We start from the raw sequence: 25,634 nt of genomic DNA, 5'->3' as shown, positions 1-25,634 counted from the left end.
GACGTTAGTCGATCGGGACCGGGCGGTTCGTCACGGCTTCGATGGCGTCGCCGGGACGAACGCGCTGGCCGGGCACACGCCAGGGCACGGGTTGATCCCGAAGTGCGGCACGGCCCAGCCGACGATCTTCTGGAACGCCGGACCGGCCACGGTGCCGCCGTAATTGTCGACTCCGCTCACGACGACGGCGACGACGAGTTTTGGTGCTGACGCGGGCACCATCCCGATGAAGGACGCGTCAAAGAGCGAGTTGGAGTAGTGCCCGTTGATGACGACCTGGGAGGTGCCGGTCTTGCCGGCCAGGTCATAGCCGGGGATCTGGGCGCCGGAGGCGGTCCCTCCGTCGGCCAGCACGCCGCGCATCATCACCCGGACCTCGGAGGCCACCTGTGGGGTGATCACGCGCGTCCCCTTGGGGGTGGGCACGCGGTGGTGGTTGATCGCGTAGATCAGCTGCGGCGTCCGTCTGATGCCACCGTCGGCGACCGTGTCGTAGAGCTGGACCATCTGCATCGGCGTCACCTCCTCCCCCTGGCCGAAGGGGAGGTTGTACATCGTCAGACCGGAGTAGTTGGCGAGCGCAGGCAGGACGCCGGCGGACTCTCCGTTGAGCGCGACCCCGGTCGGACGCCCGAAGCCGAACCTGCGCATCCAGTAGTTGAACCGAATCGCCCCGTTATCGGGGCCGTCCCGCTGAGCGATCAGGTCGGCGCCGATATTGGAGGAGTACTTGAGGATCTGAGCGACCGAATAGTTGACGTAGCCGTGCACCTCGGCGTCGGAGATCTGGATTCCGTAGGGGTCGAGGTAGGGCGGCTCGTGGATGATCGTCGTCGGCGTGATCGTGTGATCCATCAATCCGCCGGAGACGGTCACCGCCTTGAACGTCGACCCGGGCTCGTAGCTGAGATCGACCGACTCATCTTCGGTATTGGCCGCTGGGGTCGCCCCGATGTCATTGGCGTTGACGGACGGCCAGTTCGCGTCCGCGAGGATCTGCCCGTTCTGGGGGTTTGTGACGATCGCCGTCTCGGACTGGGTGTGATACTGCGCGGCGGTCTCGGCGAGCACCTTCTCCACCTCCTGCTGGAGCGGCAGCGAGAGGGTGAGGGTGAGGGTGGCTCCGGGCCGCATCCGCCGGATCGTGTCGACGCCGATCGGTTGTTGGTTGCCGGCGTTGATGATGCGGGTCAGCCCGGCGCGCCCCGACAGGGCGTGGTTGAAGACGTACTCGACCCCGGAGGCCCCCTGGCCGGCGCCGTTGACCCAGCCCACCACCTGGGCCGCGGTGTCCCCGAGTGGATAGACGCGCTGCTCGACCGGGGAGTCGGAGATCCCGTTGATGTGGAGCTCCATGATCTTGGTCGCGTTCGCCGACGGCACGTCGTAGGCGAGCGGCACATACCCCTTGTTCGGGGTCGTCAGGCCCGCGAGCACCCTCGGTACGCTCATCCCGAGCAGCGGCGCAAGTTCACGCGCTTGAGCCTGGGCATTGCTGATCAGGTAGGGGTCGGCCACCACCTCATCGGCCGACTCACTGAGTGCGAGCACCTGCCCACCGCGGGCAGTGATCGTCCCCCGCACCGCCGGGATCACCTTGGTGTCGACGGCCTGATTGGTCGCAAAGCTGCTGAGCGCCGAGGAGCGGAACACGCCGAGGTAGGCTGCACGCAGCGACGCGACGCCGAGCAGCACGACAAAGGCGGCGAAGAGAAGGCCGATCCGCCGGTCGATCCGCTGCATCGCCTTAGCCCACCGCCCCCGGTGCGACCCCACCGGTCCCGGTCACAGCAGCAGCCGTCCCGGACGACGCACCCGCTGCCGCCGCGGGGCTCGGTGCCGTCGCGGCGGGGGTGTTCGTCGCAGGGCTCACCGTGGCGGGGACCGAGTTGATCGCCGCCGCGGCCGCGCCGTCGTCGATCGCCAATTGGGCGGCGAGATTGGCGCTGAACGCGCTCGCGTCGACCGGACGGATGCCCGCGATCGCCTGGGCCACGCTTGCGTGGGCGGAGAGGAAGTGATAGTCGGTCGGACCGGGCGCCATCATCCCCCAACGGGCCGCCAGCGCTTCGATCCGGGCGGGTGAGGCGAGCTCGCTCACGCGTGCGCGCTCGATCTGGATCTGCCCCTGCAGTTCCGTTGCCATGTCCATCGAGCGCCCGACGGACGCGCCGAGCTTGAGCACCTCTACCTGCATCGCGACGATTCCGACGAGCATCACCGCCAACACGGGAATCCACGCCCGACCGCGCACGATCCGGTCAAACAGCGTCTCCGGCCTCGGCATCCGCACCTTGAGCGCAAGACCGAGGTTAGGCAGACGAGCGGGATGTGGGAGAGCGACCGCCCGCGAGTGGGAGATCGATCGGTGCGCCCCGCGCAGGGAGCGTGGCGGGGCCTGACGGGCCCGCGCCGTCCGGCCGGCCTGCGCGGTTCCCCGCATCGGCCGAGCCGTCGCGACCGCCCCGCGCAACGCCCGGCCGGCCGGCGTCGCACCGGGCAACGGCCGGGCCGTCGCAGCGGTCGCGACGGGCGACCGTCTGACAGCGGACGTAGCCGCCGCCGGCCGATTCGTCCCGGACACGGCGCGCGACGGCCGGTCCGCCGCGACCCCCGGCCCGGAGACGCGTCGCGGGACGAGGGGGACGCTGACGGACGGCCGGGCGGCCCGGCGTCCGACACGGGCCGTGCCGCGGGCAGCGAGCGGAGCCGATGACCGACCCCGGTCCTCTCCTCCCGCACTCCGGCGATCACGTGGCACCGCCTCAGACCGTGCCGCATACGAGGCGGCCCGGCCGGCGGCCGTGCTCGGCGCTGGTGGGGTCATGACCGTTCCTCCTGATGGGCGGGCGTGAGCTTCCTGACTCCGCGCAGATGAGCCGAACGCGCCCGCGGGTTCGCCGCGATCTCACCGGCTGTCGCCGCGATCGCCCGGCGCGTGAGGAGTTCACCCTCTGGCTCGCGGTGACAGATGCAGATCGGCAGCTCCGGCGGGCAGATGCAGCCGCGGGCTCGGTCGGTGAGGAACCGCTTGGCGCGACGGTCCTCCAAGGAGTGGAAGGAGATCACCGCGAGGCGTCCCTGAGGTGCGAGAAGATCCCACGCGAGCGGCAGCGCGGCATCGACCTGGGCGAGCTCATCGTTGACGGCGATCCGCAGCGCCTGGAAGCTCCGTTTGGCCGGATGACCGCCCGCGAACTGAGCGGGCACCGGGATCGCCGATTTGATCACGTCGACGAGCTGCTGGGTGGTGGTCAGCCGGCGCCGAACCCGGTCCCTGACGATCGCCCGGGCAATCTGGGCGGCATAGCGCTCCTCCCCGTACTCACGGAGGAGGCGGGACAGCTGCCGCTCGTCCCACTCGTTGACGATCGTCGTCGCGGTGAGCTCCTGGGCCTGATCCATGCGCATGTCAAGCGGCGCGTCATAGGAGTAGGAGAAGCCACGGATCCACGTGTCGACCTGCATCGACGACATTCCGAGGTCCATGTAGAGGAGGTCGACGAGGACGCCTTCAGCCCGCAGCTGGGCGAGCCCGGCGGTGAAGTCGGCGGCGATGAAGCGGGTGGTTGCGCTCGTCTCGCGCTCGAGTTCGGTGAACCGCTCCCGCGCCGCGGGGTCGCGGTCGATCGCGATCAGCGTCCCCTCGGCGCCGATGCGCTCGGCGACGAGCCGAGCGTGACCGCCCGCGCCGAAGGTGCAGTCCACCGCCACCTGCCCCGGCCGCGGGTCGAGCAGGTCGATCAGCTCGCCCGCGAGAACGGGAACGTGCGCGGTCGCCATGTCAAGGAGTGTGATCAAAGCTTGCGGCAATGTCGGAGAAGCGCGCGAGCGCGCCTTCGTTGTAGGTCGTGTAGGCGGTGCGATCCCAGATCTCCAGGCACTCGCCCGCCCCGGCGATGACGGCCTCCTTGTCGAGCCCGGCGAAGGCCATCAGCTGCGGCGGGATCATCACCCGGTTGGCCGAGTCGAGCTCGACATCCTGAGAGTTGGCAAACAGCAGTCGCTTGAGTTCGCGGGCCCGCGGCGACATCGGGTTGAGTCCCTCGAGCACAACGCTCGTGTACGCCTCGTAGGCCGTCGGCGTCCACATCGCGATCGACCGTGGCGTGTCGGCCGTCGTCCCGGGAACGATCGCCAGGACCACGCCGTCGGCGAACGCCGAACGGAACTTCGACGGGACCGTCAGGCGGTGCTTCGCATCCAGCGAATGTTCGAAGGTCCCGCGGAAGTTCAAGGTGCCTGTCTTGCATTGAGAAGAGGAGAGGGTGAGGCCCGGGTGGCTGGGTGGGAGGAGCCCTGCCACCCGGGTCTCTGCATGCGAGCGCCAGACTAACCCACCCTCTCCCACTTTGCAACACCAAATCTTTCATTTGCCCCACCTGCATGCTCTCACCTCCCATCGGGCGCTCGATCGCCCCCGACTCCTCAGCGGGGTGGGAGCCGATCCGACCTCCTCCTTCCTCCTTCACACGACGACGCCGACGCGCGGGACCGATCATGCGACCGCCGCAACCCGGCGAGAAGCCGGCCGTTCAGGGATCTCCGCCACATCCGCCGGCTCCCACGCGTCGGCCGGCTCACCACCGCTGAGCGCGGTGACGAGCTTGTACCCCTCCCCCCAGGCGTTGACCACGAAGCGCTCTCGCGGGTGGGCGAGCTTGCGGCGTAGTCGGCTCGCGTGAACGTCGACGGTGCGTGAGCGGTCATCGGGGGCGAACCCCCACACGCGCTCGAGCAGCTCCCCGCGCGTGAACACCTGCGTGGGACGGCTCGCCAGAACGGTGAGGAGGGCGAGCTCCTTGGCCGTGAGGGGAAGCGGCCGGGCGTCCATCCACGCCTGACGCGCTCCGGCGTCGATCTCCAAGGGACCGACCCGGATCCGACCGGCCCTCCACTCACCCTGGGCGCGGCGCAGCAGCGCCGCGACCCGCGCCCGAAGCTCGGCGTAGGCGTAGGGGATCTGAAGGAGGTCATCACTGCCTCGCTCGAGGACGCGCACGCGCTCGAGCTCACCGAGCCGTGGCGCCAGCGAGATGATCGGGACCGCCGCATCCGTGCCTGCCCCGAGCCGAGCCGGCTGTCGGACCCGACCGATGAACTCGAGTCCCGCCCGGTCATAGCGTCCGAAGTCACTGAGGTCGACGATGACGAGGTCGACGGAGTCTGCTGCGAGCATCTGCCAGGCCGTCTCCACCGTGGGCGCGACGCGGACGTCGTGTCCGTCGGCGGTCAGGTTGTCTCCGACATAGGCTCGGGCCGCACGGTTGGGGCCGGTGATGAGGATCGTGGCGCAGTTGCAATTCATGTGCCATAGAGGCGTCGGAGCGCCCCGTCTCCCCCGCTCTTGGCACACTCGACCGGCGCGTTTTCTCGCTTTCTGCGGCAATCTCAGCGCCCCCCGCCCCGCCCGCACTGCAACATCCCGCCCAGTCACTGCGCGGGGGCAGGAATCGGCCATAAGATGCCGACGGCTCATGCACAGACGCGGCAATTACAGCTCCGGGGACGACTTCGTCCTGGAATACGGCGACCTACGCTTCACCTTCAACGAACGCGATTTCCGGGAGCGCTGCGAACAAGCCGCCCGTCGGCTCGGCTTCATCGGCGCCGAGGTCGAAGAGGATGAGGCGGAGGATCTCATCAACCTCGTCGTCAACGGCGAGGTGACCGACCCGGCCTCCGCGCTGGGAGAGCATGTCAACGACTGCTGGCCCGAGCTCGTCGGCCCCTCGGACCGATCCCTCGTGCACTGGCTCAGGCGCCTCATCTTCCGCACCGCCTGGCTCGACCAGCGGGTCAAGGAGGGTGAGCTCGACGTCTGCTTCGACGTGCACAGCACCGGCTTCGTTTACATTCAGCCTGAACGAGGCGGCGAACCGATCGAGCTCGCCCCCGAGCCGAGCTGGAATCGCGTCGCCTACGTCCGGCGCTGAGCTCCACCGAGCCGGGCAACCGCCCGGCCGGCCCCACCTCCTACGATCTTCCCCCTATGCATGAGCGCGTCTGGTTGGTGATGCCGACCTACAACGAGGCGGAGAACATCAACCGGATCATCCCGGCCGTTCACGCCGCCCTCGAGCAGGTCGCCCCGGGCGATCATCGTGTTCTCATCGTCGACGACAACTCCCCCGACGGGACCGGCGCGCTCGCGGACGCGCTCGCCACCGAATTCGACTGCGTCGAGGTGCTCCATCGTCTCGAGAAGGCGGGCCTGGGCAAGGCCTACACGGCGGGCTTCACTCGGGCGCTCGCCGCCGGCGCCGAACTCGTGATGGAGATGGATGCCGATTTCTCCCACGATCCCGCTCATCTGCCGGCCCTCGTCGCCGCCGCAGAGGAGGCTGACCTCGTGATCGGGTCGCGCTACGTCCCCGGCGGGGGTACCCGCAACTGGGGCATGCTGCGCCGACTGATCAGCCGCGGGGGCGGCCTCTACGCCCGCACGATCCTTGGGATCGACGTCCGCGACCTCACGGGCGGATATAAGTGCATCCACCGGCGGGTACTCGAGCGGATCGATCTCGAGTCCGTTCGCGCGGACGGCTACGGGTTTCAGATCGAGGTGACCTACCGTGCGATCCAGGCCGGCTTTCGAGTCCGTGAGGTGCCAATCATCTTCACCGACCGCCGTGCCGGTTCGTCCAAAATGTCGTGGCGGATCGCCGCTGAGGCGTTCCTCCTCGTGCCGAAGATGCGCCGGACCCATCCGCCCTCGCTTACACGATCTTAACGTTCGTCTCATGCTTTCCCGCTGGTTGAGCGGGCATGCTTCCCTCCCGTGAGTTCACTTGGAGGCTTCACCACCGCGGGTCAGCCCGCCCTCGAGCTGGGCAGTGCCGCGGAGATCAGCCCCGAACGCGATCTCCGTACGGTGGCCGGCCGCGCCGGTCTCATCGCCATCGTTCTCACCGGGGCGCTGCTCTCCCTCGCCGCGCTGAAGACGAGCACGCTCCTCCCCCAGTCGATCGCCGTCGTCTCCTCACTACCGGCCCTCGCGGGACCGCTGCTTCCGCTCGGTCTGCACCTGCGGGCCGGTGAACTGCTCGCCACCCTCGCCGTCATGTTCGGCGGGTGGATCGCCGTCGTTCTCTGCGCCGACCGCCTCACCCCACGGGCCGTCATCCTCGCGATGGCCGGCTTCCTCACCGTCGTGCTGCTTGCGCCGCCGCTCTTCTCGACTGACCTGTTCAGCTACCAGGAGTACGCCCGGATGTTCTTCGGGTTGCACGTGAACCCGTACACCCACGGTTCCCAGGTGCTCGCCCTCGATCCACTCGCTCCCTACATCGGGGACAAGTGGATCCGCACGCCGACCGTCTATGGGCCACTGTTCACGCTGCTGTCGGGACTGTTCGCGAACACCGCGACAACGGGTGCGATCGCCTTCAGTGCCTACGCGTACAAGACGATCGCGGCACTCTCCACGGTCGCGATCACCGCCATGCTGTGGCGGGGGGCGCGGATACGGGGGGTGAATCCGGTGCGAGCGGTCGCGCTGTTCGGGCTCAACCCGTTCGTCGTCCTCTATGCCGTCGGGGGCGGGCACAACGACCTGCTGATGCTCGTGCCGGCGACCGGCGGGATCCTCGCGCTGCTCTCCGGGCGCGAGCGCGCGAGTGGCGCGTTGGCCATCGTCGCCGCGGCGATCAAGCTCACCGGCGGCGTTTTCCTGCCCTTCGCGCTGCTGGCAGAGCCGCCGGCGGGCGGTCGCACGCTGCGCCGCGACGTCCTGCTCGGAGCAGCCGTCGCGGCCGTGGTTTCCATCGGCGTCGGCATCGCGGTGTTCGGGACGGGCCTGGTGCAGATGTTCCACACTCTCAGCCAGGTTCAGGGCGAGGGCGGCTGGCAGAGCATTCCCGGCTTCTTCTCGACCGCCTTGCAGTGGCAGGCGGCCAGCCATGTGATCTCGATGCTGTTCGGGGCGGTGTTCGTGGTCATCTGCCTGCGGTTGCTCTGGCGGGTTCGGAGCGGCGAGCTCGACTGGATCGACGGGGCCGGCTGGGCGACCTTCTGGCTGCTGATGGCGACAAGCTCGATCCTTCCCTGGTACGTCAGCTGGATGCTCGTTCCCGTCGCCCTCTCAGCGGACCGCAAGCTGGCCAAGGCGGCGCTGTGGTTCAGCGCCTGGGTGATGCTGAGCACCGCGATCCCCTACATCCCCCACGGCCCGGTCATCCTCGGCTTCCAGACCTGAGCACGTGCAGGGCACTACGATCGCGGGTGTGAGCTTGGCGTCCGGCCGCACCCTGGATCTGTTGAGCGTGGTCGCGCCGGTCTACAACGAGCGGGGCACCCTCGAGGCCTTCTACGGCCGGGTCTGTTCGGCCCTCGCCGACGTTCCCTTCGAGCTCGTCCTCGTCGACGACGGATCCAGTGACGGCTCCGAGGTGCTGCTGGCCGCCCTCGCCGACCGGGACCCGCGGGTCAAAGCGATCTTCCTCTCCCGCAACTTCGGGCATCAGATGGCGCTCACGGCGGGGCTCGACCATGCCGATGGCAACGCGATCGTGATGCTCGACGCCGACCTGCAGGACCCGCCGGAGCTGATCGTCGAGATGCTCGACCGCTGGCGGTCGGGCTCTGACGTCGTCTATGCGGTCCGGGCGCGGCGCGCCGGGGAGTCGCGCTTCAAGCTGACGACCGCCTCGCTCTTCTACCGGCTCTTTGACTGGTTCACGAGCGTCGACCTCGTCCACAACTCGGGGGACTTCCGCCTGCTTGACCGCCGGGCCCTCACCGCGCTGCTGTCGATGCGCGAGCGCAGCCGCTTTCTGCGGGGCATGACGGTGTGGGTCGGCTACACGCAATCCGCGGTCGTCTATGACCGCGACCCGCGCTTCGCCGGTGAGACCAAGTACACGCTCGCGCGGATGCTGAGCTTCTCACTGGATGCGATCTCCGGGTTCTCGCACCGGCCGCTGCAACTCGCGACGCTGCTCGGGTTCGTCATCTCCGCCCTCGCCCTCGTCGCGATTCCGGTCGTCATCGCACTCAAGATCGTCGGCTCCTACCTGCCCGGTTTCTCGACCGTCGAGATCTCCATGCTGCTGCTCGGAGGCATCCAGCTGATCACAATCGGGATCATCGGAGAGTACGTCGGCCGCATCTACGACGAGGTGAAGGGCCGTCCGCTGTACCTCATCCGGGCGACCGCGAACGTCGACGTCGATCCTGACTCACCCGCCGGCCGGGCTGGGGCCGACGCGCCCCCCGGCCTCGAGACGAACCGGAGCTGAGGCCTCGGACCTGCCCTCGACCGCGTCAAGCCGGCGAGACAGCACGGTCATCGCGTCGGCGATCGGGTCGGGCAGGTGAATCCAGTCGAAGTCGGGCCCCTCCGGACGACGCCCCTCGATCCGCACCGGGCGGCCGGGGTTGCCGACGACGGTCGAGTTCGCCGGGACATCGTGGATCACCACGGTGTTGGCGCCGATCTTGGCACCGTGGCCGATCCGGATCGGGCCCAGGAGCTTGGCCCCTGACCCGATCACGACGTTGTCCTCCACCGTCGGGTGGCGTTTGCCGATGATGAAGCCCGTTCCCCCGAGGGTGACCCCCTGGTAGACGGTGACGTCGTCGCCGACTTCGGCGGTCGCCCCGATCACGACCCCCATCCCGTGATCGATGAAGAAGCCTCGACCGAGCCGGGCGGCCGGATGGATCTCGACGCCGGTGAGCGTCCGGGCAAGGGCGGCGATCAGGCGGGGCAGGAGCGGCACACCGAGCTGATGCATGCGGTGGGCGAGCCGATGGGCGAGCACCGCCTGCAGGCCCGGCCAGGTGAGCAAGATCTCGGGCGTCGAGACGCCGGCGGCCGCCGGGTCTCGGGCACGCACGACGCTGACGTTGTCACGAAGCTCGCGGACGAGCGCTGTGAAGGGACCCATCAAAGGAGCGTAACCAGATCCACTGGCGGGCCCGCTCACCGGCCCTGGCTCGCGGCGCCCAACGGCTCGGGGGCAAACCACGGCAGCGAGGCGTAGCGCTCGCCCGAGTCGGGAATGATCGCGATGATCCGCGCCCCGGCGAATCGGTCACGAGCGGCCACCTGCAGCGCCGCGTACGCGGCCGCGCCTCCGCTGAGGCCGGCGAGGACTCCCTCCCGGGCCGCCAACGCCTGGGCGGTGCCGACCGCGTCATCATCCTCCACCGGGAGAATCTCATCGATGATCTCCCGGTTGAGCACTGCGGGCACAAAGCCCGCACCGATGCCCTGAATGCGGTGCGCGCCGGCCGGACGGCCCGAGAGCACCGCCGAACTGGCGGGCTCGACCGCGACCACCCACAGGTTCGGATTGCGCTGCTTGAGGTACTCGCCGGTCCCCGTGATCGTTCCCCCGGTCCCGACTCCGGCGACGAGCACGTCGACCTGCCCGTCGAGAGCCTCCCAGATCTCAGGCCCGGTCCCGGCGCGGTGGGCGGCGGGGTTGGCCGGGTTGGAGAACTGGTCGGGCAGGAAGACGTCGTCACGGCTTGCAAGGGCTCGGGCGGCGGCGACCGCCTCATTCATACCGCCCATCGACTCGGTGATCTCGAAACGAGCCCCGTACAGAGCGAGGAGGCGTTCGCGTTCACGGCTCATCCCCTGCGGCAGGGTGAGGATGAGGTCATAGCCCTTGGCGGCGCACACGAACGCGAGCGCGATGCCCGTGTTTCCGCTCGTCGCCTCAACGATCGTCGTTCGCCCGGGCTCGATCCGGCCCTCCCGCTCAGCCGCCTCGATCATCGCCAGCCCGACCCGGTCCTTGACGCTCCCCCCCGGGTTCTGGGCTTCGAGCTTGACGAACAGTTGCCGATCTTCAGCCATCCGGCTCAGTTGGACGATCGGGGTATGACCAATCAGCTCAGAAATGTCAGTCGGGATTCGCGCCATTCCCAAACCCTAGTACAGGCGCGGACCGACCGGCAGCACCCTGCTCCGCGCGCCGGTGCTCGCATACGCTTCGCTGGCCACCCTCGGCGCGCCGACGCGCGAAGGCGAGGGCAGCGGCGGGACTACTTCCAGAGCCGCCGCCACACACCGGCCTTGCCGAGCGAGCGACCGACAACGATGTTCTTGACGCGCCGGGCCGCGTAGGTCGGGTCCCCCGTCTCGAGGCTACGCTCAACGGCGTGGACGTCGCTGGAGAGCCGCGCTGCCCGGTAGAGGTCCGAGCTATCACCGGAGAGCCCCGCGGCGACCCCAAGCGCCGCGGTGGCGTGGGAGCCGCCCTCGTGGCTGGCGTGGTGGGGAGCGGCATGGACGAGGCTGGCGTACACCGCGGCGGCGAGCGCCGGGCCCTCGCCGTCATCGACCATCCGCGAGAGGATGCCCGCCAGCTTCTTCGAGTCCCCGTGGCTGAGCTGGTGCAGGTGCGCGAGGGTGGAGCGTCCGGCCTCCAGGAGGTCCTGCTCGCCCTGTTGGAGCGGGTCGGTCATGGTGTTGCCTCCTCCGTCGGTCGTGCATCCTCAGCTCCGGCCGGGAAGGCTACGCCAGACCAGGCTGGCCCGCGTCAATATGACCGCACGATGAGAGTGGTGAGATGAAGCCGCTTGCCACGCTCTAGATGAAGTACATCGTCGCCCCGGCGGCGCGGGCTTCCGCCTCCGCGACGTCGGCGATCGTCGCCTCAGCCAGGACCCGGCGAGCCGCCTCGGCCGCCTCCGCGAAGATCCCCGTCGCGTCCTGACCGAGGGGTCCGTCGAGCAGCTCGACGACCTCGAGGACGGTCAGCTGGTGGGGGTCGACGGCGAAGCTGTAGCCGCCCTTGACGCCGCGCTGGGAGCGGACATGGCCGGCGCGACGCAGCGCCGCGAAGAGCTGCTCGAGGAACTGGACGGGGATCTCTCCGCGGCGGGCGAGCTCGCCGATCGGCACCGGTTCGGCGTCCCCGAGCCGGTGCAGCTCCACCAGCGCCCGGACGGCGTACGGCGACTTGGAGGTGATCGACAGCATCGCCCCCCGGAGCTTAGATCAGATCCAGCCGCGCTCGGTCGCGATCAGGACCGCCTGGGCCCGGTCCATCGCACCAAGCTTCTTATAGACGTTGTGGAGGTGGGTTCGCACCGTGGACGTCGACAGGCCCATCTCCCCGGCGATCTGCTTGTACACCATCCCTTTGGCAAGCTTGCGCAGCACGTCAACCTCGCGGCTCGACATCGGGGAGGGCTCGATCAGCCGGGGACGTTCACTGACGGCCGGCATCGGCAGGTCATACATCACGGTGCGCAGTTGGGCGGGGGAAAGCCCTGTGCTCCGGCTCACCTTGAGCAGTTCATTCGGGCTGACTGCCGCGCCGAGGAGGTAGTGGGCGAGCATGTCGGCGAGCCGCACGATCGCGGTGGCGTCGGCGACCTCATCGGCGTGATGGCCCTCGATCACCGCCGCGATCGACCGGGGCAGACCCCAGCGCCGTGCGAGCACCCCGCCGACGAGCGCGTGATCGACCCCGAGCTCCCGCCGCTCGGCGAGGATGCGCTCCTCGGGCGTGCGGGCATCGCCGTGCACCTGACGCGGGTAACCGGGATAGGCGTGCACGAGCACGAGCTTGCCGATGTCGTGGAGCAGCGCGCCGAGCATCAGCTGGTCGCGCTGGCCGAAGTCAAGCTCCCGGGCGATTCGATCGGCGGCGCGCTGGGTGGCGATCCCGTGCAGTCGGAAGCGCTCGGGAATCCCCTGCCAGACGGGGGTACGTTCGAAGAAGTCATATGTCCTCGCCCGGGAGACGATCGCGAGGATCGTCTGCGGGGAGAGGGCGTCGACCCCGCGCGTCGCACTGTCGACGTGCCCGCGGTGCGGACCATCGACCTGGTTGGCAAGGCGGAGCACGGCGATGGCGAGCGCGACGTCACCCTCGATCGCCCCGACCACCTCATGTACCGGCGGGACGCCATCCTCGAACAGGCGGAGGATGCGGTTGCGTGACTCGGCCATGACCGGAAACGCCTCGAGCGCCTCGAACGCCTGGGTCAGGCGGCGGCCGTGGCCCTCGTTATGTCCGCGGTCGCGGCTCGCGTAGGGGTCGGTGGGGACGATGCGCGGGGGGGAAGAGGGGCTCAGTTGATTCACAAAGTTCGGTCGGTGGTGGGTGGGCGGCGTGGAAGAGGACCTCTCCCACTATCTGAACCAGGTGGATGCTCTATCGGCGAATGTTCGAGAAAACTCCAGCCCAGATACGCCTTTGGTCACCTCGCGGACATTCCTGGACGCGCTCGTCTGGACATGTGTTCGAGCCTATGGGGGGGCGCCCGGCGCCGTCATCAGCAGAAGCCCGCAAACTGAGCGCGAAACCAGCCGCAGGGCGACTCGGGGTCAGCCGCGGGTCGTGAGCGAGCGGTCGATCCGGGCGAGGCTCGCCTCGGGTCCGAGAACCGCAAGGGTCTCGAAGATGCCCGGGGAGACGGTGCGCCCCGCGAGCGCCACCCGGATCGGCTGGTAGAGCTGGCCCGGCTTGAGACCGAGTTCGTCGAGCAGATCGCTCAACGCGGCCTCGAGGCTCGCGACGTCCCAGGTGGGGACCTGAGCAAGCCGGTCACGCGCCGCGCGGAGCGTGGCGATCTGCTCTTCGGACCCCAGCCACTTGGCGGCCGCGGCCGGATCGTCGGCGGGGCCGTCATAGAGAAAGCCCGCCAGCGGCCAGAAGTCGGCGAGTGTCTGGATCTTCTCGCGGCAGATCGCCACCGCCGGCCCCAGGTCGACGTCTGCGCCGGTGAACGCCTGCAGGCGGCGGGTGAGCTCCTCCACCGGCAGGGCACGGAGATGCTGGCCGTTGAGGTGACGCAGCTTGCGCTCGTCAAAGACGGCGGGGCTCTTGGAGACGGCGGCGAGCCGGAAGCGCTGGGCCAACTCCTGAGGGGTGAAGAACTCCTCGTCCGCGGCGAACCCGGCTCCGAGCAGGGACAGGTAGTTGACGACCGCCTCCGGGAGGTAGCCGAGATCGCGCAACTGTTGGACGGAGGCGGCGCCGTGGCGTTTGGAGAGCTTCTTGCCGCTCTCATCCCGGATCAGCGGAAGGTGCGCGTACACCGGCGGGGTCGCTCCCAGCGCCTCCATGACCAGGAGTTGCCGCGGCGTGTTGGAGATGTGGTCCTCGCCGCGGAGAACGTGGGTGATCTGCGCGTCGATGTCATCGACGGCAACGGCGAAGTTGTAGAGGACGCTGCCGTCGGCCCGGGCGATGACGGGATCGTCCATGCTCACGTTCGGGGTGGCGATCTCACCCCGGATAACGTCGGTGAACGTGGTGGCGCCGGTGTCGGGCACGCGCAGGCGAACGGCACCTTCGCCGTCATCCTCACCGCGAAAGCCCCGCTCCGCCCCGTGCGTCGCCCGGTAGGCGGCCACCTCGGCCGCGCCGGCCCGGGACCGGTAGGCGCGGCCGTCGACGAGGAGCGTGGCGAGCGCCGCCTGGTGCCGAGCGGTGTTGTCGGTCTGGCGGATCGGGCCCTCGTCCCAATCGAGCCCGAGCCAGGCGAGGGCATCGAGGAGGAAGGCGACGTTCGCCTCGCTGGAGCGTTCCGGATCGGTGTCCTCGACGCGCAGCACGAAGGTCGCCCGCTCCGGCCCGCGGGCGAGCAGCCAGTTGTAGATCGCCGTCCGAGCGTTGCCGATGTGCATCTGGCCGGTCGGGGAGGGAGCAAAGCGGACGCGCATGTGCTGCGATCCTAGCCATGCTCATCGGTGCACACGTTTCCACCTCAGGCGGCCTCACCAAGGCGGTCGACCGCGGCGTCGACCTCGGCGCCGACGCGATTCAGATCTTCAACCAGTCCCCGCGGATGTGGAAGCCGACCGCCTACCGGGAGGAGGACTGCGCCGCCTTCTCTGCGGCGATGGCCGGCTCGCGCCTCGGCGCGGTGGTGATTCACGCCGTCTATCTCATCAACGCTGCCAGCGATGATCCGGAGATCCGGGCCAAATCACTCGCCTCCCTGATCCAGTCGCTCACCGTCGGCGCGGCGATCGGCGCGGCCGGGGTCATCCTCCACGCCGGATCGGCCAAGACCGGTGACGTTGCTGCGGCGATCGCCCGGGCCGGCGAGGTGATCGCTGAGGCGCTCGCCCAGTCGCCGGACTGTCCCCTCCACCTCGAGAACACCGCCGGTGCCGGGGGCACGCTCGGACGGTCCTTCGAGGAACTGGCGGCGCTGCTGGAGGCGAGCGGCGGATCGCCTCGGCTCGGGCTCTGCCTCGACTCCTGCCACCTCCTCGCCTCCGGCTATGACATCCGCACCGTTGACGGCCTCACCGACGTCCTCGACCGTTGTGCGGCCACCGTCGGTCTGGACCGGCTCGGATCGCTGCACCTCAACGACTCGACCGCGCCGCTGGGCTCCAACCGGGACCGCCATGCCGCCCCGGGCGCGGGTGAGCTGGGGGTCGACGGCCTCGCCGTGTTCCTCTCCGAGCCGCGCTTCTCCGGACTCGCGGTCATTCTCGAGACCGGCAGCGCCGAGGGCGCCGTCGCCCCGGCTGACGTCGATCTCGCCCGTGAACTCCAGCGCCGTGGAGCGACGGCGCGCCGTCAGTGATGTTCGCGGGCGGACGTGCGAGCCACCGGCGCACCAGGGACCCTGTAGGCTCCGCGAGCGTGAACGACACGCGGACGGCCGACGCCCTCGTCATCTTCGGGATCACCGGAGATCTGGCCCACAAGATGACGTTCCGCTCGCTCTACAGGCTCGAGCGGCGGGGACTGCTGAGGGTGCCGATCATCGGCGCGGCGGTCGAGGATTGGACCCTGGAGCAGTTGATCGACCGGGCTCGGGAGTCGATCACCTCGGCCGGGGAGAAGCTTGACGAGAAGGTGTTCAAACGGTTTGCGCGCCGACTGTCGTTTGTCGGTGGGGCCGCGCAGGAGGACTTCTATGACCGTCTCGCCACCGCGTTGGCTGACCATCCCCACCCGGCCTACTACCTCGAGATCCCACCCGCGCTGTTTGAGTCGGTGATCGGCGGCCTCTCTCGCAAGGGGCTGCTCGCCGACGGCCAGCGCGTCGTCGTCGAGAAACCCTTCGGCCACGACCTCGATTCCGCCCGCGCGCTCGCGGCGGACCTGCACAAGTACATCGAGGAGGCCCAGCTCTTTCGCATCGACCACTTCCTCGCCAAGATGGCTCTGCGCGAGATCCTCTACCTGCGGTTCGCGAACACGATGCTCGAGCCGGTGTGGAACCGCAACCACATTGCCGCCGTGCAGATCAACATGTTCGAGTCCTTCGGGGTGGAGGACCGCGGCAGCTTCTATGACCCGGTCGGGGCGCTGCGGGACGTCGTCGTCAACCACCTCCTGCAGGTGCTCGCCGCCGCCGCGATGGAACCTCCCGCCGGCGGTGACGCGACGACGCTTCAGGACGCCAAATATGCGGTGCTCCGCTCGATGCGCGACGCCGACCCCGCCCATTACGTCCGCGGTCAATACGTCGGTTACACCAAGGTCAAGGGCGTCGCCAAGGGCTCTGAGACCGAGACCTACACCGCGCTGAAGCTCGAGATCGACAACTGGCGTTGGGCGGGGGTGCCGTTCTTCATCCGGGCCGGCAAGGAGATGTCGACGACCGCGACGGAGATCCGGCTCATCTTCCGCGACCCGCCGCGGGTTCCGTTCATCCCGGCCGGAGTCGGGGAGCCCGAACCGGCCCAGCTTGTCTTCAAACTCGATCCCGCCACCGGCGTCCAGGTGCTCCTCGACGCCCACCGGGCTGACGCCCGCGACGGCCGAGGGACGCTCGCGCTGGCGGCCGAGCTGGCCAGCCAGGGCGGCGAGGATCCGACCCCGTATGAGGTGCTGCTTGAGGCTGCGCTCGCCGGTGATGCCTCCCTGTTCACGCGACAGGACAGTGTCGAGGAGTCCTGGCGGGTGCTGCAACCGCTCCTCAATCACCCGCCGGCCGTGCACCGCTACAAGCGCGGGTCGGCCGGCCCGTCCGCCGCGGACGTGCTCACCGCTGAGATCGGCGGTTGGCGCGGACCGTGGATCGACGCACCCTGAGTCGGCCGGACCGGACGGACCGGCTGGCGCTCAGGCGGCGCGGGCGTCGACGGCGGCCGCGTCCCCGTCGTCAGGCCCCAACAGCGCCCCGCCGAGCAGACGGTCGAGCTCGGCGTGAAGGCTCGCGTCGTGACGGGTCACCCGGTAGCCGGCGCCGAGCCGCAGTGTGCGCGTTCCGCGGCGCGTGACCAGGTCGAGCAGGACCTCTGACTCGCCCGGAAAGTTGACGAGGACGTCACGCAGGTCGGTGATCGTGCTCGCCGTGAGGGCACCGGCGGCGAGACGAAGACGGAAGGGAACGGTCGCCGGCGCAACTGGCCGGTCCGCGGCGGCCGCCTCGGCGGCGGCGACCTCCTCGGCGGTCGGCGCGAACCGCTCGACGTGGTTGACGACGAGGCAGGTGCGGCCGGCGTCCTTGTGGTCGACCTTGCCTTTGACGAGCACGATCACATCCGGGCTGAGAATCTCCTCGCACTCCGCGAGGGTGTCCCCGAAGATGACCATCTCCACGCTCGCGCTGAGGTCCTCGAGGGTGGCGAACATCATCCAGTCGCCCTTCTTGGTCTTGATCCGCTTGGTCGCCGAGATGATGCCGCCCGCGATCACCCGCTCCTGGTCGGGGACGCCGTCAAGTTCGGCGAGGCGATAGTCGATCTCCGCCTCAAGGGTCGCGGCGATCGCCTTGAGCGGGTGCGTGGAGATGAACAGTCCGATCGACTCCTTCTCCATCGCCAGCAGCTCGGAGGGCTCGAACTCGCCGGCGGGGACCGGGGCGTGCGCGACGCCGCCTCCCGTGACGGGTGCGGCCTCGGCCTCACCGAGCAGATCGAAGATCGACGCCTGGCCGCGCTCCTGATCCTGCTGGGCCTGCTGGCCAGCCGCCTGGGCCTGTTCGAGCACGAGCAGCATCCCCTTGCGGCTGTCCTGGGTCGACCCGAACGCCCCGCATTTGATCAGCGATTCGATCGCCTTGCGGTTGACCGACCGTGAGTCGATCCGCTCACAGAAGTCGTAGATGTCCCGGAACGGGGTGAGCGGTCGGCCGGTGACCGGATCAATCTCCCCGCGGGCGGCCTTGATCGCCTCCACCGCGGCGTACCCGACGCCCTTGACCGCGTCGAGGCCGAACCGGATCTGGGAGTCGACGACGACAAAATTGTGGTCGGACAGGTTGACGTCGGGCGGGAGGATGTCGATGCCCATCTGCTCGGCCTGGGACACGAAGAAGGGCACCTTGTCCTTGGTGTCCATCACCGAGGAGATGAGCGCGGCCATGTACTCGGCCGGGTAATTGGCCCGCAACCACGCGGTCCGGTAGGAGATCAGCGCATAACAGGCGGCGTGGGACTTGTTGAATGAGTAGTCGGCCGACTTCTCGTTCGTCGTCCACAGCCAGTCGATCACGCTGTCGGCGGTGCCTGACGCGCGGCAGCCGTCGACGAACTCGGGCTTGAGCTTCGCCATCGCCTCACGGTTCTTCTTCCCGATCGCCTTGCGGAGATCGTCGGCCTTGGCGCCCGAGAATCCGCCGAGCTCCTGGGCGATCAGCATCGCCTGCTCCTGGTAGATGATCACGCCCTTGGTCGACTCGAGGATCGGGATCAGCCGGTCGTCGCGGTAGTCGATTGACGCGGGGTCGTGCTTGCCGCGGGCGTAGGTGGGGATCGAATCCATCGCCCCGGGCCGATACAGAGCACCGAGGGCGATCAGATCGTCGAACTCGGTCGGACGGACCTTCTTGAGCGCCTCGCGGAAGCCTTCGGACTCGAACTGAAACACGCCGATCGATTCGCCGCGGGCGAGCATCTCGTAGGTGCGGACATCATCGAGGGCGAGGTTGCGCATGTCCGGGCGCCCGCCGGTGGAGCGCTCGATGATGTCGAGGGCGTCCTCGATCACATCGAGGTTGCGCAGGCCGAGGAAGTCCATCTTCAACAGCCCCATCGCCTCGACCGGCTTCATCGAGAACTGGGTGACGGTGCGATAGACCTTGTCCCCGTTGGCATCGGTCGAGCGCGTGTCGGCGAGCTCGACGGGGACGAGGTCAGTCAGCGGTCGCGGCGCGATCACCACCGCAGCGGCGTGGATCGACGCGTTGCGGACGATCCCCTCGAGCCCGCGCGCGACCTCGATCACCTTCGCCGCCTCAGGATCCCGAGCGACTTCGAGCGCGAGCGGCTGACCGTCGGCGAGACAGTCGGCGAACTTCGGCGCCCGCCCCTGCTCGGGGTCGGGGATCAGCTTGGCGAGCTTGTCCCCGAGCGCGTAGGGGAAGCCGAGCACCCGCGCGGCGTCCTTGGTCGCCGCGCGCGGGAACATCCGGCCGAACGTGATGATCTGAGCGACCGACTCCTTACCGTACTTCTCGGTCACGTACTGGATCACCCGCTCACGGCCACGGACGGAGAAGTCGACGTCGATGTCGGGCATCGACACCCGCTCGGGGTTGAGGAACCGCTCGAACAGCAGGTCATAGGCGAGCGGATCGAGGTCGGTGATGCCGGTGCTGTAGGCGACGATCGACCCGGCCGCCGAACCACGGCCCGGACCGACCGAGATCCCGTTCGACCGCGCCCAGTTGATGAAGTCCCAGACGATCAGGAAATAGCCCGAGTAGCCCATCCGGTCGATCACACCGAGCTCATATTCGGCGCGTTCCCGGGCGGCGGCGGGAACCGGGTCGCCGTAACGGTGGGCGAGCCCCTCCTCCACCAGGCGGCGGAGGTAGCCCGCCTCAACGAGACCGTCGGGGCACGGGAAGGTCGGGATCAGCTGCTTGCCCAGCTCGATCTCGACGTCACAGCGTTCGGCGATCTCCAGGGTCGAGGCGAGCGCCTCCGGCCACGGGGAGAACTTGTCGGCCATCTCCTCACTCGAGTGGAGGTAGAACTCGTTCGTGGAGAAGGCGAGCTTCGGGTTCGCGAGCGTCGACTTGGTCTGCACACAGAGCAGTGCGGCATGGTTGTCGAAGTCCTCGCGCCGCAGGTAGTGGACGTCCCCGGTACCCACGAGCGGACGGCCGAACTCGCGGGCGAGCGCGATGATGCCCGCGTTCGCCTTCTCCTGTTCGGGAATGCCGTTCTGCTGGATCTCGAAGTACACCTGCTCGGGCCCGAAGATCTGGATCAGCTCATCCGCGGTTCCCCGGGCCGCGTCAACCCGCCCCTCCACCAGCGCGGAGCAGAACTTCGAGGCAAGACAGCCCGTGAGCGCGATGATGCCCGTCGCATAACGCGCCAACAGTTCCGCGTCAACGGTCGGGTACCCCCGCTGGAGCCCCTCGAGGAAGCCGGCCGAACACAGCTTCACGAGGTTGCGGTAGCCCTCCGGTGTCTCGGCGATCAACGTGAGATGGTGGCGCTTGCCCTTCTCCCGCCGGTTGTTGGTGACGTACACCTCACAGCCCTGGATCGGCTTGATGCCGTGCTTCCTGGCGGCCTGGTAGAGCTCTACGGCCCCGTTCATCCGGCCATGATCGGTCAGGGCAAGCGCCGGCTGATCGAAGGCGGCGGCTCGCTCGGCGAGCGCGTCGATCTTGTTGGCGCCGTCGAGCAGCGAGTACTCGGAGTGGACGTGAAGGTGCGCGCAGGTGGGACTCATCCGAGGGCGGAGAATATGTCCTGTCGCGGACGGCTCCCGCGTCCGAGCCCGCTCCCTGCGGACAATCGCTACGCGACGTCCTCGGGGGCGGGGGTGCTCGCCCGCAGCCGTTCAAGCGCGGCGTCGAGCCGGTCGGACTCGAGCCGGTCGGGGACCGGCCGCGACGGACCGGACGGGACCGTGGGGCCCCCGGCAGGCGCGGCCGGTTCGAAGCCCGACGACGGCTCCACCGTGCCCCACGGACGCGCGGACAACCCCGACAACCCGGGGAGTTCGGGGAGACCGGCGGCGGTGAGGACGGCGTCAAGGCGGGTCGAGGCGCCGCGCAGCACCGTGAACGCGTCGAGGACGGCGATCCGGATGCCGTGCTCGAACTCGGCGGCGCGCCGGAGGACGAACTCGAGTTCGGCCTCGAGACGACGGACCCGCTGCTCGGCCGCGAGTTGGCTGCGCAGGTGGTCCCGCTGCTCGGCTTCGGCGCGGACGGCGCCGAGCTCCTGCTCGAGGGCGCTCGCGCGCCGTCGCTCACCGAGGTAACGCTGCTCGGCCTCCACCGCCCGCCGGCGGGCGCTCTCCAAGGCCGCCTGATACTGCTCGAGGTCGCGCTCACGGGCGGCGATGCTCGCTTCCAGCGCTGACTCGACGTCGGCGACCTGGGCCCGCAGGGTGCGGATCGCCTCGTCATTGTCAAAGCGTCGCTGCCGTGCGGTCGCAAGCGCGATCTCCGCGGCCCGCAACTGGCGCTCGATGAGCATCTGCTCGGAGCTGGTGTCCCGCATCACAAGGCTCGTCCCGACGGCATCACCGCAAGGGTAAGGGAGATCCCGCCGCGTCTCACGCGGGAACGGCGAGCCGACGGCGGAGGTCCCACCACAGGGCCTCATAGGCCATCGCCGCGCTCGACGCCGGGGCGAAGGCGCCGACGGGATCGCGCTCCTCCCCCATCGCCTCGACGTCCTCAGAGGCGGGGATCGCCGCGCCGAGCATCGTCAGCTGATGGACGCCCCGGAGGCGGGCCATCACCCTGCGGTGCAGGGCCTTGTGAGTCTCCACCATGGAGAAGAAGGCAAACACGCGCGGCCCCCCGGCGGCGCCGGCAAGCTCGGCGAGCTGGTCGAAGGTGCGGGAGGACAAGGTCGCCGGGATGATCGGAACGAGCAGCACATCGGCGGCGTCGAAGACCGACTCGGAGACGAGCGAGATCGACGGCGGACAGTCGAGGAAGATCGTGTCGTAGTCCTCGGCGAGGGGCTCGAGCACCTTGGCGAGCCGGCGGGTCGGATGCTTGAAGCTGTCGAGGGCGAGATCCATGTGCCGGTAGGAGAAGTCGGCGGGCAGGAGGTCGAGGCGATCGTGGTCGGTTGCCTTGATCTGGGCGAGGACCGGGGTGCGACGGCGGATGAGCGCGTCAGAGCCGCCCCGCACACGCGGACGGATCCGGAACAGGTACGTCGACGCCGCCTGGGGGTCGAGGTCCCAGAGCAGGGTGCGCCCACCGTCGCGGGCGGCGAGGTAGGCGAGGTTGACAGCGGCGGACGTCTTGCCGACCCCGCCCTTGATGTTGTAGGTGGCGATGACGGTCGCCATCAGCGCCCGAGCGCGGTCCGGAGCGCCGCCTGCTGCGGCTTGGCGGCAAAGGCCCCAAAGGCGGCGGCGAACTCGCCGCGCGCGTCGGCACCGTCGGCGGCGAGCGCGCCGAGCAGCCGGCCGAGGGCGATCAGCGCCTGAGCGCCGCCGGGCAGGGCGGCGATCTCCTCGGCCATGCCGCGCAGGGTGTGGGCCTGGATCTCTCGGTCCTGGTGGCGGCCGAGGACCTCCTGGAGGTCCTTGAGGGCATCGAGTAGCGGGGCGATCTGCTCACGCTCGCCGAGCTCGAGCCCGAACAGCTCGAGCAGGTAGCGCAGCTCCTTGCCGTGCTTACGGAGGGTGTGATACTCCTCGGGCGCCGAGTCGGGGCCGATCGCCCGCCCGAGCTTGACCATCTGGCGGGCAACGGCAAGGATCCGGTCCGCGGCGAGCCGGCCGATCGGGGTCGCGCCGTCGGGCCGGTCGGCCTCGGACCGCTCAGGGAGGCCGGTGAGCGCCGCCGTCCACGCCGGTCCGAGCGCGCGGGCTCGCCCGCCGCGCAGCTCGCGAACCATGATCCGCCGGGCGGCCGCCCGGCGCCGGGCGATCACGGTCGCGAGCGGGGCGAGCGCGCGCCGGTCCGTCTCGTCCTCGAGCAGGCCGGCGAGCGCGTCAAGGTCCTCGAGGGCGACGTCCAGGTCACGGCTCTCGCCGGTGATCTGCTGGAGCCAGCGGAACTCCTCCCGCCAGCGGGCGCGCTCCCCCGGCTCCCACACGCCCGGCAGCTCCTTGAGCACCGAGCGCGTCTTGCGCACGCAGACGCGCAGGTCGTGGAGGAACTCTGCGTCGGTGTCCGCGAGCGTACCGGGAAGGTTCGCGTCGACCACCTCCCACAGGGCGAGGCAGATCGCGGCGACGGCCGCGTCGGATCGCTCGCCGGGGTTGAGGGAAACCCGGACCTTCGCCCGCACCCCGCCGGGTCGCCCGCCGGCGGCGAGGATCGCCTCGTCGGTCAGGCTGAGCGGCGCCTCGGTGAGGGCGAGCAGCTCGAAGATGAGCGCCCGCTCGGCCTCATAGCCGCGGAGACCGTGGAGGCGGACGCGCGGGGTGAGACCGGGCGCGCTGATCAGCTCGAGACGCAGGACCGTCTTGTCGAGGTCGTCCCAGAGCGACACCGTCTCCGTCCGCACCGTCACGGTCGCCAGCTCGAGCAGGGCGCGGCGCCCGGCGAGCGCACGCGCCCGGGCGGGAATCGCCTCCGGGCCGGTGACGGCCACGGCGAGACCGGCCGCCGCGAGCCGACCGTCGAAGGTGTCATAGACGGTGAGCGCTTCCTCACGGACGCTCACCGGGCCGAAGCGGAAGGCACCGTCAAGGGCCGCCGCGATGACCCGGAGGGAGAGCGGCTGCTCCGCGACGTACTCGGGGCTCACGCGAGCAGCTTACCCAGCCGGGCGACCGCCTCGTCGACCTCGGCGGCGCTGACCGTCAGCGGCGGCTCGAGCCGCAGCGTCGCCGGCCCGGTCGCGTTGACGACGAGCCGCTGGTCCAGCAGCGCGCGCCGGGCCACGTCGATCGCGTCGACGTCGAGGTCGACGCCGACCATCAGGCCCCGGCCACGCACCTCCCGCACGTGCGGGAGCTCGGCGAGCGAGCCCGTCAGCCGCTCGCCGAGCTGGGAGACCTGGGTCAGCAGCGCCGGGTCGCTGCAGATCGCCAGCGCCTCGAGTGCGGCCGCGCAGACGAGCGGTCCACCGGCGAACGTCGAGCCGTGATCGCCGGGCCGGAAGGTGTCGGCCAGGCGCGGGCCGGTGATCAGCGCCCCGATCGGGACGCCGCCGCCGAGCCCCTTGGCGGAGGTGAGCGCATCGGGGACGACAGGCCCGCCCTGGTACGCCCAGACGGTGCCGGTCCGGCCCATCCCGGTCTGCACCTCGTCGTAGATGAGCACCGCGCCGGTCCGGTCACACGCCGCCCGGGCGGCGAGCAGCACCGGGTCGGGGAGCGGGTGGATGCCCGACTCGCCCTGGATCGGTTCGAGCATCACCGCCGCCGTGTCGGGGCCGACCGCGGCGGTGATCGCCTCCGGGTCGCGAGCGACCGCGGTGAACCCGGGCACGAGCGGGGCAAACGGCGCCTGCTTGGACTCCTGCGGGGTCGCCGACAGCGCCCCGTAGGTGCGTCCGTGGAAGCCGTCCTCGAGGACGACGATCCCGCCGCCCGGCCGGGCGCGGCGGGCGAGCTTGAGCGCCGCCTCGTTCGCCTCCGCGCCCGAGTTGGCGAGGAACACCTTGCCGCCGAGCGCGCTCTCGGAGAGGGCGGCGGACAGCCGCATCGCCGGCTCGGTGTAGTAGAGGTTCGAGACGTGGGTGAGCGTCGCCGCCTGGGCCTGGATCGCCGCGACGATGCGCGGGTGACAGTGGCCGACGTTGAGGACGCTGATGCCGGCGAGGAAGTCGAGGTACTCGACACCCGAGTCGTCCCACAGGCGGGTCCCCTCGCCACGCACGAACACGACCGGGTTGCGCAGGTAGGTCCCGATCACGTAGCGACGCTCGAGCGCCTGCAGTTCGGACAGGCTCACCGGCCCTCCCCGCGGATGAGGGTGCCCTGCCCGGCGGCGGTGAACAGCTCGACGAGCAGGCTGTGGGGCTGGCGGCCGTCGACGATCACCGCGGTCGCCACCCCACCACGGACCGCGTCCAGGCACGCCTCGAGCTTGGGGCGCATTCCGCCACCGACTTCGCGCAGGGCCGCCGCGAGCTGATCGGCGGTCGCCTCCTGAATCAGGCTGGCCGGGTCGGCCGGGTCCGCCAGCCACCCGGAGACGTCGGTGAGGAACATCACCTTGTCGGCGCCGAGCGCCGTCGCGACCGCGGCGGCGGCCGTGTCGGCGTTGATGTTGTAGGAGTTGCCGACCCCGTCGACGCCGACGGAGGCGATCACCGGGATGTAGTCGGTCGCGATGTGGGTGAGGATGCCGGTGTCGACCGTGTCGATCCGTCCGACGAAGCCGATGTCCTGGCCACTCGGGGACGGCTGGCGCGAGCAGGTGAACAGCGCCCCGTCATCCCCGCAGAGGCCGACCGCCCGCTGGCCGTGACGGTTGATGAGGCCGACGATGTCCTTGTTGACCTTGCCGACGAGCACCATCTTGGCGACCTCGACGGTCGCGGCGTCCGAGACCCGGAGTCCGTCGACGAACTCGACGGGCAGGTCGAGCCGGCGCATGTAGGCGGTGATCTCCGGGCCGCCGCCGTGGACGATCACCGGGTTGATCCCGACGTACTTGATCAGCGCGACATCGCGGGCAAACTCCTCCTTGAGAACCGGGTCGGTCATCGCCGCCCCGCCGTACTTGATCACGATCGTCGAGCCGTGGAACGCGCGGATGTAGGGCAGCGCCTCCAGCAGCGTGTCGACGTCGCGGATCGGGCGTCCGGCCGGACTGTGGGTCATCGGCGCAGGGGAGTCGGGGGTCGGCATCACAGGCGG

23 protein-coding genes are annotated in these 25,634 nt (G+C 69.6%); 6 read left to right on the top strand and 17 right to left on the bottom strand.

What is annotated here, in order from left to right; translation table 11 throughout:
- Positions 1 to 30: 30 nt before the first annotated feature.
- The 5 genes from M3M55_RS10035 to M3M55_RS10015 form a co-directional block, all read right to left on the bottom strand.
- Positions 31 to 1,743 (bottom strand): penicillin-binding protein 2, encoded by a 1,713-nt coding sequence (locus M3M55_RS10035; protein ID WP_249009365.1) that lies wholly within the window; start codon positions 1,741 to 1,743, stop codon positions 31 to 33.
- Positions 1,744 to 1,747: 4 nt separating this feature from the next.
- The gene (locus M3M55_RS10030; protein WP_249009364.1) at positions 1,748 to 2,287 is read right to left on the bottom strand and encodes a hypothetical protein; all 540 of its coding nucleotides are present in this window, start codon (positions 2,285 to 2,287) and stop codon (positions 1,748 to 1,750) included.
- 536 nt (positions 2,288 to 2,823) lie between these two features.
- On the bottom strand, positions 2,824 to 3,783 hold the full coding sequence (rsmH, locus tag M3M55_RS10025; protein WP_249009363.1) for a 16S rRNA (cytosine(1402)-N(4))-methyltransferase RsmH: 960 nt from the start codon (positions 3,781 to 3,783) through the stop codon (positions 2,824 to 2,826).
- A 1-nt stretch (position 3,784) separates the two neighbouring features.
- The gene (gene mraZ, locus M3M55_RS10020) at positions 3,785 to 4,237 is read right to left on the bottom strand and encodes a division/cell wall cluster transcriptional repressor MraZ (RefSeq protein WP_249009362.1); all 453 of its coding nucleotides are present in this window, start codon (positions 4,235 to 4,237) and stop codon (positions 3,785 to 3,787) included.
- 261 nt (positions 4,238 to 4,498) lie between these two features.
- Complete coding sequence (locus M3M55_RS10015; RefSeq protein WP_249009361.1) at positions 4,499 to 5,308, bottom strand: response regulator transcription factor; 810 nt, start codon at positions 5,306 to 5,308, stop codon at positions 4,499 to 4,501.
- A 169-nt stretch (positions 5,309 to 5,477) separates the two neighbouring features.
- Here M3M55_RS10015 and M3M55_RS10010 point away from each other — a divergent pair, with 169 nt between their 5' ends.
- The 4 genes from M3M55_RS10010 to M3M55_RS09995 are packed head-to-tail and all read left to right on the top strand — an operon-like array spanning position 5,478 to position 9,239.
- Positions 5,478 to 5,936, top strand: a complete 459-nt coding sequence (locus tag M3M55_RS10010) for a hypothetical protein (protein ID WP_249009360.1) — start codon at positions 5,478 to 5,480, stop codon at positions 5,934 to 5,936.
- A 56-nt stretch (positions 5,937 to 5,992) separates the two neighbouring features.
- Positions 5,993 to 6,733, top strand: coding sequence for a polyprenol monophosphomannose synthase (locus M3M55_RS10005; protein WP_249009359.1), 741 nt, complete (start codon positions 5,993 to 5,995; stop codon positions 6,731 to 6,733).
- Positions 6,734 to 6,781: 48 nt separating this feature from the next.
- Positions 6,782 to 8,197: a polyprenol phosphomannose-dependent alpha 1,6 mannosyltransferase MptB gene (gene mptB, locus M3M55_RS10000; RefSeq protein WP_249009358.1), complete on the top strand. Its 1,416-nt coding sequence runs from the start codon at positions 6,782 to 6,784 to the stop codon at positions 8,195 to 8,197.
- Positions 8,198 to 8,225: 28 nt separating this feature from the next.
- Positions 8,226 to 9,239: a glycosyltransferase family 2 protein gene (locus M3M55_RS09995; protein WP_249009357.1), complete on the top strand. Its 1,014-nt coding sequence runs from the start codon at positions 8,226 to 8,228 to the stop codon at positions 9,237 to 9,239.
- On the opposite strand, the gene cysE is transcribed toward M3M55_RS09995, so the two are convergent.
- The 6 genes from cysE to gltX form a co-directional block, all read right to left on the bottom strand.
- Positions 9,180 to 9,890, bottom strand: a complete 711-nt coding sequence (gene cysE, locus M3M55_RS09990) for a serine O-acetyltransferase (protein ID WP_249009356.1) — start codon at positions 9,888 to 9,890, stop codon at positions 9,180 to 9,182. The genes M3M55_RS09995 and cysE overlap by 60 nt on opposite strands.
- A 35-nt stretch (positions 9,891 to 9,925) precedes the next feature.
- Positions 9,926 to 10,876, bottom strand: a complete 951-nt coding sequence (gene cysK / locus M3M55_RS09985; protein ID WP_256469006.1) for a cysteine synthase A — start codon at positions 10,874 to 10,876, stop codon at positions 9,926 to 9,928.
- Between the two features lie 122 nt (positions 10,877 to 10,998).
- Positions 10,999 to 11,421: a hypothetical protein gene (locus M3M55_RS09980; RefSeq protein ID WP_249009354.1), complete on the bottom strand. Its 423-nt coding sequence runs from the start codon at positions 11,419 to 11,421 to the stop codon at positions 10,999 to 11,001.
- A 124-nt stretch (positions 11,422 to 11,545) separates the two neighbouring features.
- Positions 11,546 to 11,938 carry an Rrf2 family transcriptional regulator gene (locus M3M55_RS09975; protein ID WP_249009353.1) on the bottom strand — a complete coding sequence of 131 codons (393 nt, stop codon included), beginning with the start codon at positions 11,936 to 11,938 and terminating at the stop codon, positions 11,546 to 11,548.
- Between the two features lie 18 nt (positions 11,939 to 11,956).
- Positions 11,957 to 13,051, bottom strand: coding sequence for an HDOD domain-containing protein (locus tag M3M55_RS09970; protein WP_249009352.1), 1,095 nt, complete (start codon positions 13,049 to 13,051; stop codon positions 11,957 to 11,959).
- A 243-nt stretch (positions 13,052 to 13,294) separates the two neighbouring features.
- Positions 13,295 to 14,635 carry a glutamate--tRNA ligase gene (gene gltX / locus M3M55_RS09965; RefSeq protein WP_249009351.1) on the bottom strand — a complete coding sequence of 447 codons (1,341 nt, stop codon included), beginning with the start codon at positions 14,633 to 14,635 and terminating at the stop codon, positions 13,295 to 13,297.
- A 17-nt stretch (positions 14,636 to 14,652) separates the two neighbouring features.
- Here gltX and M3M55_RS09960 point away from each other — a divergent pair, with 17 nt between their 5' ends.
- Entirely contained in the window at positions 14,653 to 15,513 is an 861-nt protein-coding gene (locus M3M55_RS09960) for a deoxyribonuclease IV (protein ID WP_249009350.1), read from the top strand.
- 59 nt (positions 15,514 to 15,572) lie between these two features.
- On the top strand, positions 15,573 to 16,973 hold the full coding sequence (locus M3M55_RS09955) for a glucose-6-phosphate dehydrogenase (RefSeq protein WP_249009349.1): 1,401 nt from the start codon (positions 15,573 to 15,575) through the stop codon (positions 16,971 to 16,973).
- Positions 16,974 to 17,003: 30 nt separating this feature from the next.
- Here M3M55_RS09955 and dnaE read toward each other — a convergent pair whose 3' ends face one another.
- The 6 genes from dnaE to argB all read right to left on the bottom strand — a co-directional run bounded on the left by dnaE (position 17,004) and on the right by argB (position 25,625).
- Positions 17,004 to 20,573 carry a DNA polymerase III subunit alpha gene (dnaE, locus tag M3M55_RS09950; protein ID WP_249009348.1) on the bottom strand — a complete coding sequence of 1,190 codons (3,570 nt, stop codon included), beginning with the start codon at positions 20,571 to 20,573 and terminating at the stop codon, positions 17,004 to 17,006.
- A 68-nt stretch (positions 20,574 to 20,641) separates the two neighbouring features.
- The gene (locus M3M55_RS09945) at positions 20,642 to 21,352 is read right to left on the bottom strand and encodes a hypothetical protein (protein ID WP_249009347.1); all 711 of its coding nucleotides are present in this window, start codon (positions 21,350 to 21,352) and stop codon (positions 20,642 to 20,644) included.
- Between the two features lie 55 nt (positions 21,353 to 21,407).
- The gene (locus M3M55_RS09940; protein WP_249009346.1) at positions 21,408 to 22,160 is read right to left on the bottom strand and encodes a ParA family protein; all 753 of its coding nucleotides are present in this window, start codon (positions 22,158 to 22,160) and stop codon (positions 21,408 to 21,410) included.
- Positions 22,160 to 23,572, bottom strand: coding sequence for a CHAD domain-containing protein (locus M3M55_RS09935; protein WP_249009345.1), 1,413 nt, complete (start codon positions 23,570 to 23,572; stop codon positions 22,160 to 22,162). Before M3M55_RS09935 ends, M3M55_RS09940 begins: the two co-directional genes overlap by 1 nt.
- Positions 23,569 to 24,723, bottom strand: a complete 1,155-nt coding sequence (locus tag M3M55_RS09930) for an aspartate aminotransferase family protein (protein WP_249009344.1) — start codon at positions 24,721 to 24,723, stop codon at positions 23,569 to 23,571. The genes M3M55_RS09935 and M3M55_RS09930 overlap by 4 nt, the downstream gene beginning before the upstream one ends.
- Positions 24,720 to 25,625, bottom strand: coding sequence for an acetylglutamate kinase (gene argB / locus M3M55_RS09925; RefSeq protein ID WP_249009343.1), 906 nt, complete (start codon positions 25,623 to 25,625; stop codon positions 24,720 to 24,722). The genes M3M55_RS09930 and argB overlap by 4 nt, the downstream gene beginning before the upstream one ends.
- Positions 25,626 to 25,634: the final 9 nt, after the last annotated feature.

This window comes from Conexibacter sp. DBS9H8 (assembly GCF_023330685.1).
Lineage (GTDB): Bacteria > Actinomycetota > Thermoleophilia > Solirubrobacterales > Solirubrobacteraceae > Palsa-465.
The sequence above is the reverse complement of the archived record's forward strand: the minus strand, read 5'-3'. Positions and strand labels throughout refer to the sequence as shown.